This window comes from uncultured Roseibium sp. (assembly GCF_947499295.1).
Taxonomy (GTDB): Bacteria; Pseudomonadota; Alphaproteobacteria; order Rhizobiales; family Stappiaceae; genus Roseibium.
In genome coordinates this window covers 85,992-105,439 of the sequence record NZ_CANMNP010000021.1, presented here as the reverse complement: position 1 = coordinate 105,439, position 19,448 = coordinate 85,992, and the positions used below count along the sequence as shown (strand labels likewise).

The 19,448-nt window shown below is 49.8% G+C and carries 12 protein-coding genes; 5 read left to right on the top strand and 7 right to left on the bottom strand.

The genetic code is table 11. The features are described from left to right. Positions 1-715: 715 nt before the first annotated feature. On the bottom strand, positions 716-2,680 hold the full coding sequence (locus Q0835_RS25820) for a glucosaminidase domain-containing protein (RefSeq protein ID WP_298965683.1): 1,965 nt from the start codon (positions 2,678-2,680) through the stop codon (positions 716-718). A 743-nt stretch (positions 2,681-3,423) separates the two neighbouring features. Here Q0835_RS25820 and Q0835_RS25815 point away from each other — a divergent pair. After that, positions 3,424-5,136, top strand: coding sequence for a ParB/RepB/Spo0J family partition protein (locus Q0835_RS25815; RefSeq protein ID WP_298965682.1), 1,713 nt, complete (start codon positions 3,424-3,426; stop codon positions 5,134-5,136). Between the two features lie 326 nt (positions 5,137-5,462). On the opposite strand, the gene Q0835_RS25810 is transcribed toward Q0835_RS25815, so the two are convergent. From Q0835_RS25810 to Q0835_RS25800, 3 genes are all read right to left on the bottom strand, one after another. Next, positions 5,463-6,122, bottom strand: a complete 660-nt coding sequence (locus Q0835_RS25810) for a phosphatase PAP2 family protein (RefSeq protein ID WP_298965681.1) — start codon at positions 6,120-6,122, stop codon at positions 5,463-5,465. Positions 6,123-6,282: 160 nt separating this feature from the next. Further along, entirely contained in the window at positions 6,283-6,927 is a 645-nt protein-coding gene (locus tag Q0835_RS25805) for a hypothetical protein (RefSeq protein WP_298965679.1), read from the bottom strand. Between the two features lie 201 nt (positions 6,928-7,128). Then, positions 7,129-7,446, bottom strand: coding sequence for a hypothetical protein (locus Q0835_RS25800; RefSeq protein WP_298965676.1), 318 nt, complete (start codon positions 7,444-7,446; stop codon positions 7,129-7,131). Between the two features lie 135 nt (positions 7,447-7,581). On the opposite strand from Q0835_RS25800, the gene Q0835_RS25795 reads away from it, so the two are divergent. The 3 genes from Q0835_RS25795 to Q0835_RS25785 all read left to right on the top strand — a co-directional run bounded on the left by Q0835_RS25795 (position 7,582) and on the right by Q0835_RS25785 (position 16,260). Next, the gene (locus Q0835_RS25795; protein ID WP_298965674.1) at positions 7,582-7,860 is read left to right on the top strand and encodes a helix-turn-helix transcriptional regulator; all 279 of its coding nucleotides are present in this window, start codon (positions 7,582-7,584) and stop codon (positions 7,858-7,860) included. Between the two features lie 508 nt (positions 7,861-8,368). After that, positions 8,369-8,992 carry a hypothetical protein gene (locus Q0835_RS25790; protein ID WP_298965672.1) on the top strand — a complete coding sequence of 208 codons (624 nt, stop codon included), beginning with the start codon at positions 8,369-8,371 and terminating at the stop codon, positions 8,990-8,992. Next, positions 8,989-16,260, top strand: a complete 7,272-nt coding sequence (locus tag Q0835_RS25785) for a putative Ig domain-containing protein (protein WP_298965669.1) — start codon at positions 8,989-8,991, stop codon at positions 16,258-16,260. The genes Q0835_RS25790 and Q0835_RS25785 overlap by 4 nt, the downstream gene beginning before the upstream one ends. Before the next feature lie 104 nt (positions 16,261-16,364). Here Q0835_RS25785 and Q0835_RS25780 read toward each other — a convergent pair whose 3' ends face one another. Then, positions 16,365-16,790 carry a MucR family transcriptional regulator gene (locus Q0835_RS25780; protein WP_298965667.1) on the bottom strand — a complete coding sequence of 142 codons (426 nt, stop codon included), beginning with the start codon at positions 16,788-16,790 and terminating at the stop codon, positions 16,365-16,367. Between the two features lie 187 nt (positions 16,791-16,977). Beyond that, the gene (locus tag Q0835_RS25775) at positions 16,978-17,460 is read right to left on the bottom strand and encodes a thermonuclease family protein (RefSeq protein WP_298965664.1); all 483 of its coding nucleotides are present in this window, start codon (positions 17,458-17,460) and stop codon (positions 16,978-16,980) included. A 434-nt stretch (positions 17,461-17,894) separates the two neighbouring features. Here Q0835_RS25775 and Q0835_RS25770 point away from each other — a divergent pair, with 434 nt between their 5' ends. Then, complete coding sequence (locus tag Q0835_RS25770; RefSeq protein WP_298965663.1) at positions 17,895-18,341, top strand: hypothetical protein; 447 nt, start codon at positions 17,895-17,897, stop codon at positions 18,339-18,341. A 7-nt stretch (positions 18,342-18,348) separates the two neighbouring features. Here Q0835_RS25770 and Q0835_RS25765 read toward each other — a convergent pair whose 3' ends face one another. After that, positions 18,349-19,170, bottom strand: coding sequence for a PKD domain-containing protein (locus Q0835_RS25765; RefSeq protein WP_298965660.1), 822 nt, complete (start codon positions 19,168-19,170; stop codon positions 18,349-18,351). Between the last annotated feature and the right edge of the window lie 278 nt (positions 19,171-19,448).

Here is a 19,448-nt window from a genome sequence, read left to right as displayed (position 1 = left end):
GTAAAAACGTCGGCTAGGTTCAAGAAATCAACTTTATGGAGAATATAACGCGAAATACTCGTAGACAAAATGAATAATGTTCAGTCGTTTTTTGTTACATAAGAAAATTTCATCCCTCTACCTTGTATCAGCATTCTATTTCTCACGACTTTCACCGTTCTTGATCTCGAAAATAGCGTTCTGCGCGTTACTACAGTAAAATACGATAGTAATAAAAGTCGCGCTATCTAAATAAACTCACTCACTCACTCACTCACTTACTTATGCTAAAAATTTTTCTTCCTCTCGCAAACCGAGTATTGCAAAGAGTTATTTACCAGATGATTGAGAAACGCATGTCGGAGATTATTCCTTCTGACCAGCACGTCGGTATTGAGATTCGAGAAGTTGGCGAAGGTATTGGATGGGCCTTTTTTCCTAAACAAGACCATCTTTTGAATTATATCAGTAATGTTCACGCTACGGCGATTTTCGGCGTGGCCGAGACGGCTTCAGGGTGTTCTATGTCGGGTCCATTTGCTCAATTCATGCTGAGTGTTAGGCCTGTTGCAGCTTCAGCCCGCATTGCTACCAAATCTTGCAATTCGATGTGCGTATGCGCGTGCAAGGAACTATTCAGAAGGTCTGTTCAGAAAACCAGGTCACTTTGATTGCAAGGGGTAAGGGGGGCTCATCACGTGCAACGAAAAACAAGCCCTGAGCCCCCTCGCGCGCCTCACTTGAGCGGATTAATGTTTGCTCCGGTCCTGTGATCATGCAAGCGTGCAGAGGCGACCTTGTTGGCAAACAAGCGACCTAACACACCGGCCGCAAGCAGCCCTACGGACCCACCAACCCCAGGCAAAACACTAGCTCCGACCGTAGCGCCTGCTTGCATAATCGCTTCAAGAACGCTTCCATTTGCGAAGAAACTTGGAAGAATATCAAACACCGTCCTCATTCCTTGCTGCCCTCCGCTAGAGGCCTGGCCAAGAAGTTCGAGAACTCGCGAAATTTGCGGATTGCTCGCAAGGACTTCGGAGGAAATGGATGACTTGAGCTGCTCAATGAGGCTCAGAATCTCCGGTGGCAATGGTGTGCCACCCAGCTGATCACGCAAAGACTGTGCTTTTAGTGTCAATGCGTTCACTTGCTGAGCGGAGACCGGGGTCGCCAGCTGTTGAACGTCCGCCAGAAATGGCAGCAGGTCAGTAGGCAATGCAGATTGGGCAGCCGACGCGCCTTCATTTGCCGAATTCACAATTGCGCTGTTTCCAACACCGAGCGCTCCGAGTACGCCGGTGATCCAGCTTAACACTCTGTTACGTCGCGCATTGATCATGGTTCTTGATCCACCTTGCGCAATGTCGTTTTCGCTTGCGTTTTCACGCGCCGCATCAAATCGGCGTTGCGATGCACGGCTTAATGCTACCTGTGTAGCTTCATCCACAATGCCAGTAGTCGATAGCCCGTTCTCGTTCTGGAAAGCCAACAGAGCTTCCGCGGTAAGCGGCCCAAAAATACCATCGACCTTCCCAAGTCGGTACCCAAGTGCAACGAGAGCCTGCTGAAGTGCGGAAACGCGAATCTTGTCCGAATGACCTTCCATCAATGGATCACACATGTCCGTCCCCGTTGTTTCACTAGAACTAACTGCTCCTGCTATAGGCAGGTTAAATCTGTACAGATCGTTGGATTTCATAATATTTTTTAATTTAGTTCCGTATTCCAGGTCCGTCGCATAAATGCCGGTCAGCGCATCGGCAAACTTGTCGGCATCGTGCAAAAATTGTCTTGCTTTTGCGTAGTATTTGGATGTTCCCAATAGCCTGCCGTGCCGGATGAATGCGGCGTCCAGATCCGGAAATGCCTGGAACTTAGCGAGAACCTTTTGCGATTTTCCGTTGATCACTTCCTTGGTCCAAGCTTCCACAAACCGGTCACCGCTCCGTGCTTTGATGCCGAATGGATTGTTTGATCCTGCCGGCATACGCGATCCATAGGCGCTCTCGATCGCCCACTGCGCGAGTGTTACGGAGGCGGGTGTCCCCCACTCACGTTGCGTGGTCTGTGCTGCCCGAATTACGTCTTCGGTAAACTTAGGGGGAATATTTCCCAAACTTTGGCTCCCGCTAGGTAAAGCGTTATCGTTGGTTTTAATATTCAAGAGCTCGAGGATTTTGTCCAAAGCCTCCGGTAGATCTTCTGGAGCATCGTCGTCGAACGCAAAAACCCAGGCCGGGGGATTGAACCAACCGGTCCGGGCAGCAGTGCGCAGCCAATTTGGGGCATTTTTGGAACGCCCCTTCGCCCCCCAAGTAATTTTCCGGGTATCACTCTTGTTAACGCCGAACCCGATATGAAGCGTATGCTTTCCCATGTACTTGACACCGGCGCCGATTCCGTTGGCACCCAATGCGGCACAGGCCGTCACGAACTTTTCTATTTGATCTGGTGCTTTCTTATCGCTGAACGAAAGTTTTTTTCCATTCGCAATCAGATAGAGATCTGCAGCGCGGCCACCATTGTGGCGCGTCGAGCCTGTCGTCTTGCCTGTCGATCCTGGTTGGCCACCGGATGTTATCCTAACCTCGTCAATACCTGCGGCATCCGCTGCTCTTGAAAGCAGAGCCTCAAGTTTTTTGCTGATTGGACGATCCCGAATTTTTCCGGCAAGTTCCGATTGATTAACAACTGCCATATTTAACCCGCCTCGTATAAAAAACACTCAAAAATCTTGATTGCTACTTTGACGATAGATAATAGAAGCAACAAAAACCATCAATTGCAAGTGCAAATTGAAATCTGTCTACTCTGAGCTGAAAATGGTTTTATAACCGGCGCAAATAGGCGCTTTCTTCCTTACAACCAGTCCATTTCGTACTCTGTTAGTACGAGGAATGTCGCTGATCGCTTTGGTGTGAGCGACTGCAATGACAAGCACGCAATTCTGCCCCTGATCTGATATGAACAGCGCATCGGATCTTGCGAGTTAAAAGTCAAATAAATCATATAGTAAGGGAAATGGGACAGCAAAAGTTCGCCTCTCTTTAACTCGGGAAATCTTGGCCGCCGAGTTCCAATCTCAAACTGTTGGTTGACTTAGTTAGAAGCGCTTGTCTTCCTTAGCTACTATTGACGTTAGTAGAGAAGTCTCTGTTTGCCCTCTATGGAGGTATTCCCATTTTGGGTGTCAGTTTTTTAGCGGAATAATGGGGAAGCCGGGGGCGCTGCCCCTCTCTCCCCAAAAGGATAATCGTACCGGCCGAGGCTCCGCGCTGCGCTTGTGCGCCCGCACCATCCGGTACGATTATCCTTTTCCCCTCCCAACCCCGCGTTCGCCACGTGGCAGAGGTGCATGCGCACCCCTCTTTTTATTGAGGGAAAGCGGGTCGGCAGCCGCGTTCGCGGGTGCCGGATTGAAGCAAAACGGGGAGAAATTCCATGAAACTTGACTACATTGACCAAAACAAACTGGTCGCATCGCGCTTGAATGTTCGCAAGCACGGTGGTGGGGATGTGACCAACCTTGTGGCCAGCATTCGCAGCTTGGGGCTGTTGCAGCCCTTGTTGGTGAGACCGGATGGTGACGGCTTTGAAATCGTCGCCGGGCAGCAGCGCTTTGCTGCTTGTCAGGCGCTGTTGGCCGAAGGCTGCGATTTAGGGCCGTTGCCCTGTCTGGTGATGGCTGAGGGCGATGATGCGGTTGCCATTGAGGCTTCCCTTGCCGAAAACACCGCGCGATTGCCCATGGATGAATTAGATCAGTATCAGGCGTTTGCGGCGTTGGTGAAGCAGGGTCGCGCTTGTGAGGACATAGCGGCGCATTTCGGGGTGAGTGAGCGGCTGGTGAAGCAACGGCTCGCCATCGCCAATCTCTACACGCCCATCCTCAATGCCTATCGCCGCGATGAGATTGCCGCGTCAACCCTGCGTATTCTGACCATGGCAACCACGCGTCAGCAAAAGGCATGGTGGAAGAAGCACACCTCCGATGATGAATGGGCGCCGCTTGGGCCCCAACTTAAAAGCTGGCTGTTTGGTGGGGCGCATGTGCCCACCGTCAATACCCTTTTCGACCTGCCCGACTATCCCGGTGCGGTCGTCACCGATTTGTTCGGTGAGGACAGCTACTTCGCCGACAGCGACACCTTTTGGGAGTTCCAGAACAAGGCCATTGCCGCGCGGATTGAAGAGTATCGGACGGGCGGTTGGGCCGATGTTGTGCTGCATGATGTGGGGCAGTATTGGCAGCGTTGGGATTACGAGCAGGTTGCCAAGGAAGATGGCGGTGCCGTGCATGTCGTCTGTACGGCGGATGGTGAGGTGACGTTCCATGAAGGGGTCTTGTCCCGACAGCAACTGAACCGTCGAAGGCGGAGTGACGAAGCCACGGCACCGACACCCAAGGCCGAGGTCAGTCGCCCGTTGCAAAACTATCTTGACCTGCATCGTCATGCGGCGGTGCGTACCGCGCTGTTGCAGCATTCCGGCGTGGCGTTGCGGTTGATGGTAGCGCATGTGGTTGCCGGTTCCACACTTTGGCATGTCAAACCTGAGCCGAGACGTGCTGAGAGTTCGGCGATTGCCAGCAGCTTGGAAAACAACGCGGCAGAAGCGGCCTTCGCCGACGAACGCGCCGCTGTTCTGGAGCTGTTGGGGCGTGACCACGAGGGCACACTTGTGCGGGCGTCGTCCTACGGTGCCTATGCACGAGAGGGTGTTGGTGCCGTCTTTGCGCGTTTGCAGGCACTGAACGACGATGACGTGATGCGCATTCTCTCCCTCGCCATGGCTGAAACCCTCGCAGTTGGTGGTGAACTGATTGACGAACTTGGCCAGTTGCTCGCGGTCGACATGCGCCAGTCGTGGCAGCCCCAGGACACCTTCTTCACGCTGTTGCGGAATAAACCGGCTATCAACGCCATGGTGGCCGAGCTTGCCGGGGAAGAGACTGCCAAGAGCCATCTGACCTCGACGGGCAGGGTTCAGAAGAAGATACTGGAAGACTGTTTGAGTGGAGCGCGTAGCGCGCAGGTGGCAAACTGGCTACCTCGGTATATGGCGTTCCCGGCGGGGTGCTATCTTGGCGAGGATGGTGTTGTAGAGGCGGACATGCTAGATGCGGGTGATGCGGAGCTTCGTAAGAGCGCTTAGCTAGCCGGTGTAGGTCGGGCGGGTATTCCCGCCCGAGCTGCTATTCGAAGAGTGGTTCACAACGCTTGAAAATCTCACAAATCGTGTTCCGCCGCTGTTCGGTCTCCCGAGCAGAGGCTTGCCGTCTGCCTTTCTGGTAGGTCTTGTATCGCCGCAGGCCTTGAAGAAGACTCAGGCTATACAGGCGAGTGTGCGACAGTTTTGCCCCGTCCGGTGGGCCAGGCGCAGCTCGGTTCTTTTTTGGCGGGAAAGCCCTTCTTCCTGCTTCAACCTGCTGGCACGCCTTTACACCACTCCTTCTGCGGGAGCCCCGCAACGCCTCCGATCTAAACAAACCAATGACGCAAAGTGACAGCATAATTGAATAGATGGTCATAAAGTGCAAATTTATAGATCAAAAAAGCAAATGTTCCAAGGCAGGCCCCAGGTATAATATCTGCAACAAAATGTTGTTTTGTAAATAATGTACTTAACGAAATGATCGCGAGTACGCCAGCAATCGTGTAAGTTGTCCAGCTCAATTCCGGATAATAATAAAACCAGTGCCAGCCCGCAAGAAATGCGACGGCGACGTGCATCGACGGATAGCAATTACCCCCCTTATCGATGCTCTGAACAAACTTCAGCATTCTAGAAGCAGCACTTTTTACTTCATAATTTCGCCATTCTGTTGGAGTTTTTCTTGGGAAAAAGTAGGAAATGACGACGTGAAAAAATAATAGCAAGTAATAGCTAAAGCAAATTACATAAAACTCTGTCATGCTGGAGATTGCAAGGATGGGGGAGATAATAAAAGGATAGTAAAGTCCTGAATAAATCCAGACCCACCACGGGACAAATGGAATCCTTTCATCAAAATAACTCACACGTCCAACGACAACATTTCTAAGTGGTTTCTTCTGGGGGAGAAAATAGACTTGATACCCAAGAAGTATAAGCCCTATCGAAATTGTAGTTGCTAGTAATATTTCTGTTGTGGTGAGCATGAGTAGTGATTTATTTTAGTTGGTCTTTGGTCACAGTTCTATTCTTACCCATTTCTATCGATGGTCAGAACGGCGCTGTGGAAATATGCGCCGTTCTGAGAGAAGTGCAAGCGGAATTTGGCTTCAGGACAACAGACCCAATTCGGCTCAACGAGAGTTGTTACAAAGAAAATAACTTTGTTGAAAATGCGAGTATTATCGCAGATATCACCCACAAAGAGCAGAATGATAGATAGGTAAACGTGAGCCAATTCTTAAGATTAAATTGTTTGTCATCTGAATACAGCTCTCGAGATAGCAATTTACCTGAGGGGAGTGTGGGGAGTGTGGTGTCGTGATCGCTTTCACGATTATCGATTGGAAATCCAGCCAATTCCTCAAGGTACGCAGCTCTGCGAACAAGTTTTTTTGCATTACTAAAAAGGCGGCTGTTCTGCACAATTGCGCCTACAGAGCTGCCAAAACCCAGTAAAAGCAGGGGGATGATGGATAGTTGTCTTAATAAATCAACTGCAGCGTTAATGTGGGGCAGTGCTTTAGAAGGATTTTCCATCTCGGCATTCAGAGAGTTTGAGTTGTTATCTATAATGACGGTTTTTTCGCTCTTTATGACTACGCCTTCGACTTTTAATATCCCCCCGCCTAAAAATATAAGGGAAATCAATATTATCTGTATGTATAAAAAAGTCTTTAGTAATTCAGAAATATACTTCCAGCACTCTCTTAAATTGTTGTTTAGTTCCCTGTATTCGCTGTCCAAAAATTCGAGTATGTAGTCCTTATCTTCGGCACCCTTTGCAGCCATCTTTTATTTTCCTCCAGCCTTGAAGCAGCTGAAGAGGTTATTTGGTTTTTCATATCAGGCAACTAAATATTTCACTTATAAATTGCATTGAGCTCAGCCACTCTTTACTCTGTCTCTAACGCTGGAAAATTGTAAAAATGGTCGCAGCAAATAGAATTGGCGCGATCAGACCAAACGAGTACCAGCGAACAACGCTGTCTGTTATCTGCAATAATGGGGGCCGCTCAGTACTGACTGCACGTTCATGACCCGATTGCCAGGACTGACCGAGTAGCCGCGTGGCAAAGCTTCAACAGTCAGGCTGTAATGGTTGGTGTTTCCAACACTTCCCTGGTGAATAATAAAGCGTTCGTAGCCAGCGGCGGCGACGCGTTCGGCGGCTTTGCGGTCCAGAAACGCGACGTATTGTTCGTACTGGGAGCAAGCAGCAGGTCTCTTGCCTTCAACGATGAAAGTGGTGGTTGCGTTGGCAGAGACGGCGGAAAGCGTAAAGATAGCGAGGAAGAGGAACAGGCGCATGAGAGGGTCTCCAGCAGCGAAAGGGTGGCGAGAGCGGAAAATCCGCTGAAGTGAAATAACGCGTATATACGCGAAAATCGCATATAGAGTGATATATAGCATTTTTCCGGCTGTCAACGCGCCTGCGAGTCAGCCATGTCGAAAAGCCTGTACAGCGATAACAATCAACGACTTTGCGCCATTCTCCGGCGGGAGCGAGTTCGTAAGGAGCTGCACCAAAAAGATCTGGCGGAGTTGATTTCACGGAACCAGAGTTTCATCACGCGGTATGAGTCCGGTCAGAAGACGCTAGACGTTCATGAGTTTTTAGCGATCTGCCGTGCGCTCGACTATGATCCACATCTGGTGATTGACGAGCTGCTTTCTTGGTCCGCAGAGCAGACTCAAGACACACCGTCTTACACAAAACCTTGATATCTGGTTGCGGTGCGAATGCACTTGCCAACCTCCCTGGCACAACTCAGTGCTCTTCGATAATTCATTGAATTGAATGTCTTCAAGTTTCACGAGCTTACAAAAATGTAAAAGAGGCTCTCTTTGCTAATTATCTATTCGTTTTTAATTTGTCATTTCGTGCTGGATTAAATATTTTCATTGTCAAATACTTAGGAAAATTCGTTACAACTCGCGATAGAGGTGACCGTCTTTGCCAAAAGTCATCTTCAATAGTATTTGATACTCTGCGATAGTTTCTTCGATACACAAGTCGGAAAAAGATCCGAACTTACCATCAAAAGTTTCCCAAGACAGTTTGCTTGCAACAAAACAAATATACGAGTTGCAAAAAATTTTCACTTCTACTATTGGTCGACTTCGGGTTGTGCTGGAAATAGGGTTGCTGGAGAAAAGAAATTTACGCAATTACGGTTATCAAAAGCAGTGATCTCAGTCTTGTGTTTTATAGTCACAGGAAGACAAGTAAATGAGAGGGATCACATCCTTATCACTTAGACATTTTATCGCTCTGACACTGATCGCCTACGCCGCATATCACGTGTACGATTCTTGGCTGGGGTATGCGGTGTATGAGTATGACGGTGCCTGCCTGAAGCACAAAAAGGGTTCAGTAGAATTTCCAGAAGGCAATTATTTTTCTACACGTGGCTCACCGCTCTTTAAGGTGCAGTTACAGAATTCGTCTTCTGATGACCACTCTAGCAGTCTCTCGGTTCGGTTCGACAAATTTCAAGAACCTGTACGTGAGAGGCTGGCGAGTAGGTTAACTCCTCAAGATTTAGCATGTCCAACAAAGCCATATCGATTTGGATTAGTCGAGCAATCTAAGGACGGCAATGAGTCATGCCCTATTACAAGCTCCCATAGAAGTTTTGTTCCAGACACAACAGCAGATCCATTTGCCACTGTAAGAATAAGTTGTGCCGAAAATCCCAAAGTACTGAAGTGTTCGTTGCGCAACTACATGAATAATGGCTGGGTCGCACAAGTTAATTTTCCCAAGCGAGAATTGTCACATTGGAAAGATGTGGCGCTCATCGCCGAAAATTTCTTCAAAGACAAACTGATTGATTGTGGAGAGAGAAGTTGAACTTCAAAAATTTCAATGAAAATCTCACTGAGACTGGTGAACTTATTCTCCATGGTGAAGAACTTCAAATACTTGAAGATCTTGTGACATCTGGAGATCGAGGAGCGTTTCATTTTCTTTATGGTGAGATGGCCAACGTTGCCGACTCTCGACTTACCGCAAAGATTTCAACTTTTAGCGATACAGTTGGAGGTGCTGCTCTTGCAGCAAACTGGATACTCCAAAATGAAAACCCTAATAAGTACGCTGGCATATACAATATATCTCAGCAAATCGCCCTAGATATATTTGAGAAGATAAAAACAGACATCAATGAAAACGATGGTACAGGATATCTAACAGAGCAACAGCACTTTTCGTCCGCTGTTGATACATGGGATAGATTTGGGCACGGGGAGCTTTTTCCAGGAAATTTATTGAAGGCTCTCAAGGACAATCCGAATCTGAGTTGGACGCAAGAATGGTTTGAATTATACCAAGGAGCGCCCGGTGCGTGGGCTGCCTTTCGTTCATTGTATTTCGCTCCCTATGCTGGGAAGCAACTATCTGATTTCGAAGGCGTCGACGGTTATACGATATTGGAAGTCAACGGCGGCCATATTGTTGTAGATTCTGACGGCAGGACTACCGCTACGTTCATTTCTGAACCAGCCAATGACTTGTTGGCGGACGTGGGTACCTCGGTCCTTGACTGGGATCCACATGTTTACGACAACGTGTTCGGGCCCCTATTTGGCAACACTTTTTCAGAACGCATCTACCAGATGATGGGTGAAATTGGTGATCCCAACTCTTTGGGTGATCCAAATTCGCAGCTATATGCCGACGCTCGGCGATTCTTTACACAATATGCCGATGAGGGCGAATACACCGGAGATAAGCTCAACGACGGTGTTAACGATGGTGTGTTAACGGGGAACGACATTGATCCTCAACAGGTTGCCGAACCCGTTATTTCAATTAGCCAAACTGCGACCGCAGAACGAGACTTGCTTGTCTTGGGAAGCGGCGATGAGCAAATTGAATCAGCTGCAGGGAACGACTCCGTTTATGCGGGTAACGGCGCAGATATCGTATTTGGAGGGGATGGTGCTGATACTCTATGGGGGCAGCGCGGCGATGATTATGTTGATGGAGGACAAGGAAACGATTTGCTTCGTGGAGGGCTCGAGAACGACCACCTCTTCGGAGGTGAAGGCGATGATATTCTTGATGGGTCTGATGTAAGCCTTGCTAGCTATGAACACATGTTTGCTTCAGACGGTCCCGGCTGGTTGACTGTCTGGGAAACGCAAATCCGGCCATTCTTAGACGGACACGACACACTTTATGGAGGCGCTGGTAACGATCTTCTGCTCGGCGGATTTGGTTCTGACACTCTGTTTGATGCTGGCGTAGCGGCTTTCGCGGGAGATGAAATCAGCCCAGACGATCCGGCGCTGCTTGCCTATGATACCGGCAATGACACACTACTTGGTGGTGGGGGATCTGACCTTCTCGTCTACACCGGTGGAACCGACACTTTTGTGGGTGATACCGGAGACGATACCTACATTGTTTCTGGAGAGTTGGCAGCAAACAAACAATCAACTGACAAGCTGACCATACGCCTTTCGGAAGATGTGAATGATGAAAAAACTTGGTTCGGTCATGACCGTGTTATTGGTAACGGAATTGGCGTGCATCAAATTGTGTTTGAAGGGCTTAATCGTTCGGACGTAACATTTAGTTTTGAATTTGAAGAAATTCTCTACGATGAACTGTCCGAAGATGTTCAACAGTATTTCGCTGGTTTCCATGGCATCGAAAACATCGATCTAGGTACTTACCCGATTTACGGTATGCAAGGCCGTCTTGCGATTACCGTCAATGCGACAGGCAGTAGTATTTATTTCGACAATGTTGGTGGTGCCTATATAGGTGGCTCTAATAGTACAAGCGGTCTATATTTTGAACCATTGATCTTTACCCAGACTTGGGCGGTTTTTGAAGATGGGTCCTATTTTGATTGGACCAATGAGGTTGGGCTCGAAAATAGTCAGATTAAACCTATCAACACAATGCTAGCTGACGTTGTCGATGATGCGCCGGACAGCATGCAGGAAGAGCGTCAATCAGCGCCAAGTTTGCCGAAGCCAGAGGAAGATGGCACCAGCGGCACCGACTACATGATTGGAAACGATCTAGATAATATTCTCAATGCTGGGTCAGGTGATGATTTTCTCGCGGGCGGCGATGGCGCAGACACGCTTAACGGCGGTGATGGGAGTGACCATTTAAATGGAGGCGAAGGCTTCGACACTATTGAGTTTTCTGGAGCAACGGAAGCCGTAGGCCTTGATCTTGCACAAGGTCAAGGTCATTCCGGACAAGCTAATGGCGATCGATACATTAGCATCGAAAAAGTTATCGGTACGGACTTCTCCGACGGTATCATTGGCAATCAAGGTTCGGTTGGGACTGTTCTCTATGGAATGGGGGGCGACGATTGGCTAAGCGCAAAACGCGGAGCAAGCGGTGACTTTGTCGCCTATGGCGGAGATGGCGACGATGACATTAATGCCTACGACAACGCGAACACTCGCCTCGATGGTGGCGCTGGCAATGACCGCATTCTAAGTTCAGTTGGATCAGACCTTGTTTATGGCGGCGAGGGTGATGACCGACTGTTCGCTAGCGCAAGCAACGATCTGTACGATGGTGGCGATGGCTTTGATGTTCTGACCGCAGTGAGTCAGTTTAATCCATATTCAAAGTTCTACGTTGATCTGGAACAGGGCATCTATGCTGACTATGGCTCTAACAACCTCATCAATCCAGACTACGTGGTTGTAGGTCAAAATGTACTCGTCTCCATTGAAGGCTACATCGGAAAATACGGTCTCGACCTCGTTCTAGGATCGTCCATAGACAACTTGATTGATGGAGGTCATGGGGACGACACTCTCTATGGTCGCGGCGGCAACGATGAACTATTTGGAGGAAAGTCCGACGACAAGCTTTATGGTGAGGAAGGCGACGACCAACTGTCTGGCGGCTACCAAGATGACCAACTTTTTGGGGGGGGTGGTAGCGACACTTACTATTTTGGTGAGGACGATGGCGATGACGTTATCGTTGAAAATGGAAGCGCGAGTGACATCGACACTCTCGAATTCACTGGATCCAACTTGGAAGTTAGTGATGTCAGCTTCAACATTGTCGGAGACGACGAAAAAGATCTTCGGATAACTGTTCTGGATACGGGTAGTACCGTTCTGATTGAAGATCAGTTTGAGAGTTTGACCGACAACGATGTCAATGTTGAAAGAATTGTATTTTCTGATGGTACAGTTTGGGATGAGGATGCAATTTGGGCTGCGGCGGTTGCCGGCACACAGTCAAACTTGGCGCCTGTCCAGAACTTGCCCATCAAAGATCAATGGGTAAATGCAGGTGAATCGCGGTACCTGCTGATCCTATCAGAGACTTTTTCAGATCCTGAAAACAGCCCACTAACAGTTTCGGTAACGCTTGAAGACGGAAGCCCGCTACCGAACTGGATGTCCTATTCGCCAGGTGAAAGAAAATTCAAAGCTAATCCACCTGAAGATATCTCTGGCGACTTTGTTGTCAAAGTTACAGCGAACGATGGGCTGCGCTCTACCTCCACAAATTTCGAGTTGAAGGTTCACGCGCTTGGTCAAGGGCCAACTGAGGATTACCAAACCGCTGAAGCGACTGCGATCACGATCTCAAAATATGATGTTTTGGCAATCTATGTCGATTTTTGGGGAGATCTTGAACTCATTTCTGTCGGAGGGGCTCAAAATGGCACCGTTTCTCTGAATGGTAACGGAGACATTGTTTTTGTTCCGGATGCCAATTTTTCTGGTGTCGCCCAATTCGACTATACAGTTTCGTCGGGCGCAAGTCAGGCGCAAGGCTCCTTCACAATAGGTGTCGGGGATGTCGAGCCAAATTCAGCTCCAACAGTATCTAGTGTTCTCTCTGATTACTCAATCGACGAAGATTTTGCCTGGAATTTTACGGTTCCTGTTGACACTTTCTCTGATGCCGATAGTGACACGCTTACATTGAGTGCAACTCTCGCCGACGATAGCGCTTTACCGTCGTGGTTGAGTTTTGATGCTTTAACTCGGACTTTCTCCGGTACACCGCCACAGGACTATAACGGCACGATGTCACTTAAAGTCGTGGCGAGCGATGGCCTTGCTAGCGCTGAGCAGGTCTTCGATCTTGTCGTCAACGCTGTGAATGATGCACCGGTCGTTGAAAATGCGATTGCAGATCAGGCGGGTATTGAGGATGCTGCCTGGAGCTTTGAAGTACCTGCGAATGCCTTCTCTGACGTAGATGGCGACACACTTACATTGACTGTGACCCTGGCCGACGACAGCGCCTTGCCGTCTTGGTTGATCTTTGATGCTGCAACCCGGACATTCTCCGGCACGCCTCCTCAGGACTATAACGGGACGGTTTCACTGAAAGTCGTGGCGAGTGACGGCCTTGCAAGCGTTGATCAAGTGTTCGATCTGGTCATCAATCCGGTCAATGATGCTCCGATCGTCGCAAACTCGATTGTAGAACAATCAGGTGCAGAGGACACTTCTTGGAGCTTTGTGGTTCCTGGAGATGTCTTCTCTGACGTGGACGGCGATGCGTTGACCTTTTCTGCCTCATTGGCTGACGGCTCCGCGTTGCCTGAGTGGCTGAGTTTTGATCCAACAACAAGCTCTTTCTCCGGGACGCCACCACAGGGTTCGAACGGAATACTTGCGCTTAAGGTAACAGCTTCAGATGGATCGCTGTCGGTTGACGCTTCGTTTGACCTGGTTGTTGTTTCAAGCTCCACAGATGTGGGCGAGTCAATCTCCACCGCTGCCGTTCTTTCGGATCTGACAGTACCGATTGCCGGGACAATTGACGTTGCTAGCGACCATGATTGGTACGAAGTCCAGTTGGAATCTGGTTCCCTTTACAGGATCAGCATGCGTGGCCTCGACTCCGGCGGCGGCACACTCGAAAACCCGTTCCTGTGGCTGCACGATGCGACTGGAACCGAGATTGCCTATGACAGCGATGGTGGAACCGGACGCGATGCGTTCCTGGAATACCGTGTGGATCAGACCGGAACCTACTACGTTGATGCTGGTGCCTGGAGCAATGAGACGGGGACTTTCACGCTCGCGATTGAGCACTACGCCAATGAGATTGGTGATACCGTTGCAACGGCTGCGTCGAACAGTCTGAACGGGTCGATTTCCGGCTCTATCGATTATGCTGGTGATCACGATTGGTATGCTGTCCAGCTACAGGCGGGAACTCTGTACCGGTTCGAGCACAGAGGCGTCGCTTCAAATGGTGGAACGCTCGAAAACCCATGTCTCCAACTCAGAGATGAGTCAGGAGCCGAAGTTGCCTATGACAGTGATGGCGGAACTGGTCATGACGCTTTGCTTGAGTTCTCAGCAACGCAGAGTGGGACATATTATATTGATGTCCTCGCCTGGAGCGATGGGACTGGGACTTACACGCTCGACGTGCAAAGCTTTTCAGATCAGGTTGGCGATTCAGTTGGAACGGCTTCGCTAGGTGGTCCAAACACGACCATCGAAGGTGCCATTGAGTTTGCCGCGGACCGTGATTGGTACGAAATCCAACTTGAAGTCGGAGCTGTGTATCGCTTCTACATGAGAGGCACGGACTCAGATGGCGGAACGCTGGCAAACCCCTATCTGGAGCTTTATGACGCGTCCGGAACGGAAGTCGCCTATGACAGCGATGGCGCGGGTGGTCACGAAGCCTTGTTAGAGTACCGGGCCACGCAAACCGGGACTTACTATATTAACGCGAGGGCTTGGAGCGACGGCGTAGGCACATATACACTGGAGACCGCGCACTATGCGACTGAAGTCGGAAACACTCCCTCCACAGCTGGTGTGAGCGATCTGAGCAGCACGATTACGAGTGCAATTGACTATTCCGGTGATCATGATTGGTACGAAGCGGAACTTGTGGCCGGTACACTTTACCGGTTTTACATGAGGGGAACAGATACGGGCGGTGGAACACTCGAGAACCCCTATCTGTGGTTACGCGATGCATTGGGAGCAGAAATTGCCTACGACAGCGACGGAGGTGTCGGTCATGAAGCACTGCTTGAATACACCGCCACACAAAGCGGAACCTACTACCTTGATGCAGGTGCTTGGAGCGATGGGACTGGAACCTACACGATCGAGCATTTAAATGCCTCGGATCAGATTGGGGATACTGTCGCAACAGCAGCATTGTTTGGTGCAGGCGACAGCGTAAGAGGCGAAATTGAAACGTCTGGCGATCACGACTGGTATGCGATTGACCTTCAAGCGGACACAACCTACTTTTTCGATCTCCGGGGAGCTCCCTCGGCAGCGGGAACTTTGGCTGACGCGGGGTTGACGCTCAGGGACGCAAGCGGCAGCGAACTCAAGTTCGACGATGACAGGGGCGCTGGTACTGATTCTCGGATCGAGTACAAAACCACTTCAGCTGGCACCTACTATCTCGATGCAAGCGGGGTGAGCAACAAAGTTGGAACCTTTGTTCTCGAAGTCGAAACCGGTAGCGACAAGATTGCAGATGCCATCCCATTTGGAACCGGAGCGAGCGTTTTCGGGGAGATCGCGTCTGACGGAGACAGCGTCTGGTATGCTATAAGCCTTGAAGCTGGAACCAGCTATCAGTTTGATATGCTAGGCACACCAAGCTCCGGTGGAACTATCTCAGACGGCATGCTTGCGCTTCGCGATGCCGATGGCCATGAGCTCAGTGTTAACGACGACGGCGGATTGGATCTCGATGCTCGAATCCAGTATCAGGCAACTGCGACTGGCACCTACTACCTTGAAGCAATGGGGGTCTCCGACAAAACGGGTACGTTCACGCTCAGTGCCTATGTATCTGAAGGATCAGGCACTGCCGGAGCAGACAGGATTGTCTCTGGTCAGGCCAACGAGCTGTTTTTTGGTGATGCAGGCAGCGACATTTTCGTTTTCCAGTCAGGCGGGAACGGTCATGACGCAATCAGCGACTTCGTTGCAGGGGCTACATCGGATGACGTGATTGAGTTCGCGACCGGTCTCTTTGCCGACTTTGCCGATGTTCTAGCATCCGCGACAGATGATGGATCAGATACGCTTGTCTCAATCGATGCAGACAACAGCCTGACCCTGCGAAACGTTCTTGTCACAGACTTGCACCAAGATGACTTCCAGCTTGTGTAGGTGAGTTTCAAAGAAAACACCGGTGCGAACAATCGCACCGGTGTCTACGTTGATGACGCTCATAGATAGAAGTCTTTAGCTTCAACCAGCGTAGGTCTGCAGCATCACTTCTTCTTTTTCTTTCCCCGGCGTTTAGTGCCAAGCCCCATATCCTTGGCGAGCTTCGCACGCATTTCCGCGTATCCCGGAGCAACCATGGGGTAGTCGGCGTCCAGTCCCCACTTCGCCCGATAGTCTTCGGGCGTTAAGCCATAGTGGGTTCTGAGGTGCCGCTTCAAAGACTTGTATTTCTTGCCGTCTTCCAGGCAAATAATGAACTCTGGCGTAACTGACTTTTTGATGGGCACCGCAGGCACCAATGGCTCTGGCTCAGGTAGTCGATTTGCCTCAACCACGCCTTTCAATGCCGAATGAACCGAGCCGATCAGCTCGACCATATCTTGAGACGATATCGTGTTGCTCTCGGCATATGCAGACACAATGTCTGCTGTCAGTTCAACAAATGTTTGATCGAATTTTTGATCTTCCATGCACTAATTCCTTTGAGATTACTCAACTATAACAATCAAACGTCACCGTTCTTCCCAATAATCTCATGAAAATCAACAAAATATTGTTCGTGAAGGCGAAAGCCCTAAGGATCGTTGATGCACCTATCGGGGTGATTATTGATTTATTTCTTACGCTTGAAAAAATGGCACGGTCGCATCACCACTGTTAACACCAGTTGGCTCGATATTCTGGTGTCCAGAACCGCGCATGACCTTCTTCGATGAGAATTTCGCCTGCTGTGCGTCCGTCCGGCAACTTTATCCATACGAGCGGACGCTTGTATCTGGGGCTGTCAATCTCACCTGAAACCCTGATTTGTACGCCAGGAGTTTCCAAAAGCTCTTGCATACGGGCTTTTGCAGCTCTTCCGAGTTCAAGCTCATGCTCGCATTTTGGGCGCGTGATTTCGGGGGTGTCAAAGCCAGATAGATGAGGAGAACCTGGACCCATCGCTCGCATATTTACGCCGTCACATTTGACCGTGTCGCCGTCAATGGCGGAAAGTGAATTGCAGGAAATGGCATTGCCCACTTCGTTTGGAAATGACGATTCAAGAAACTGAGCGGCTCGATGGATCAAATCGTCAAGCGACAGTTCTTCTTTGGAAACGAAATAGGCAACGAGCGCCAGGGCAACCAAAGTTGGCATCAAGAGCTTCCTTCGGCGCTTTGGTCGAAATGGAACTACTATTGCGGACTTGTGCCGTCGAAATAACAATTTGGCGTCCTGTCGTTCCTATTTGGTAATTTTGGTTGTTTCGCTCTGGCGGCTCAATAATGCGCTTTGTTTGATATCAATTCATTACTCTTTGTGGACACTGTTGAACAAATGGCCAACCGACATAGGCATCGTGTCTGCGCTTACCGAAAACGTCACGAATGAACAGTTAGCTCTCCGCGTCAATTTCCTGCTGGAGTTTGGTATTGGGGAAGCGTTCTCTTGATTTGAGGGCGCATTGCCTGAGAAACTCGGAGATCGGAAGTTCCGGCTCCTGGTCACGCTGGAAGACCTTCCGAAGGAGCGGAAGGTTTTTCAGTTGGGCAATCCAGCGGATCATGCAACTAACTTGCAGGAGATTTGGCATGTCGGCAAACAAAACGTCACAATCCTACATTGAACAATCTCTGGAAGAGACGCGCGCCAAGCGTGAAATCGCCACGGAGCGGCTTGTCCGGCTTTTTCACGAGACGTTTGAGGATGGCGATCGGGCGGTGCGTGCTTACGGTCAACAGGTCGGCAAGCGCGGTATTGAATATGTGGTGCGCAAGGTTCAGCAGGATGACGGCTTTTTCAACCGACATTGGCATTTCGGCTGGATGCGAGGTGGTCTTTTTGCCGAAGGAAACCGCAAGAAGGCCCTAGAGCACCTTCAGCAGCTCCCAGACGCGATGCGAACCCACCACAATCTTGTGACGGAGGAATGGGATCTTGTGTATGCACTGGAGCGGGTACGGGAGCGAGATGCTGTTAAACCTGACCGTGAAGTAAATCGAGGTCGGTGGGAACCTGAGCGGGAAAGAGAGCGCTAGGCTCTTACTATTGCATCAGGTTCTGGAGCTCTCCGGGTGAAGAGATTGTAAGAAAGCCACCTTCTCCAGCACCGGCTATCAGAGCAGGGTAAACTTCACCGGCTGGTAGAAACAAAAAGCCCAAATCCAGACCGACTTCTGCTGCTTGTATTTGAATTTGATCTTTTGCAGCTTGCTGCAAGCCGAAACTAGTGACTTTGATGCTCGACACAGAAGCGTTTTCTAACGCTGCCTTGGCGCGTTCAACATCACGTTGATATAACGCAGCGTAAACAGAAGACTTCAAAGATGGGTCGTTAAGTATAATTGGCCTGCTTACGAGAGACTGAATACCCACCCAGTCAATACCATAGAGTATCGCGGTCTCGATGGCCGTTTGCGCATCTGTATTTCCTAGGCTCAGAAGCAACCCCAAATAGCCATTTTCAAGTTTAACCTGAACCGTTGATGACATGGAACTAACCAAACCGTTCGGATCAGTTGCAGCGACAGTAACAGCGTGAGTTCCTGGCATGGAAAAACGGCAGCTCACCACGGCTGGCTTCGGCGTTTCAGAACAGCTTGCCACAGGGCTGCTACCAAATGACTGCCCGTTCAATGACCAGGCAAACGCGAGCTCTTCACCCTCAGGATCGTGTGAACCTTCAGCCGAGAAAATCGCGGGTTCCAAGGCGTCGACTACAATGACCTCCGGCGCTAAATTGATCACGGGTCTTGCATCTTTGACGTTTACCCACGTTGCAACTCCCCCAACAATGGCGGAAAAGATAGCAAGGACAGCACCAACAATCAGTTTGCCAAGCAGCGTATCGGGAAAGTTGTTCGCCATTCTTTCCTGGAATCCATAGATTTAGTAATTGAACCGACCTGTGAATGAGGCTGATGCGTTGCGCAATTCGATTGCGCGCAATATGCGACAAAATCTAAGCGTGTAAAAGCTTTGAGAGCAAGAGTAAGTTCGAGGTAAGCACCCTGAAAATGAATTTGGCACATCGCTTCTGCGTCAGCTGACGTGCGCAATTCGAACGACCCATTGCAGTTCAGCCGCTTTGCAACAGAGGTGAAGGCAAACCCGTCATGCGAACGTTATTCTAATCGACTGAACAA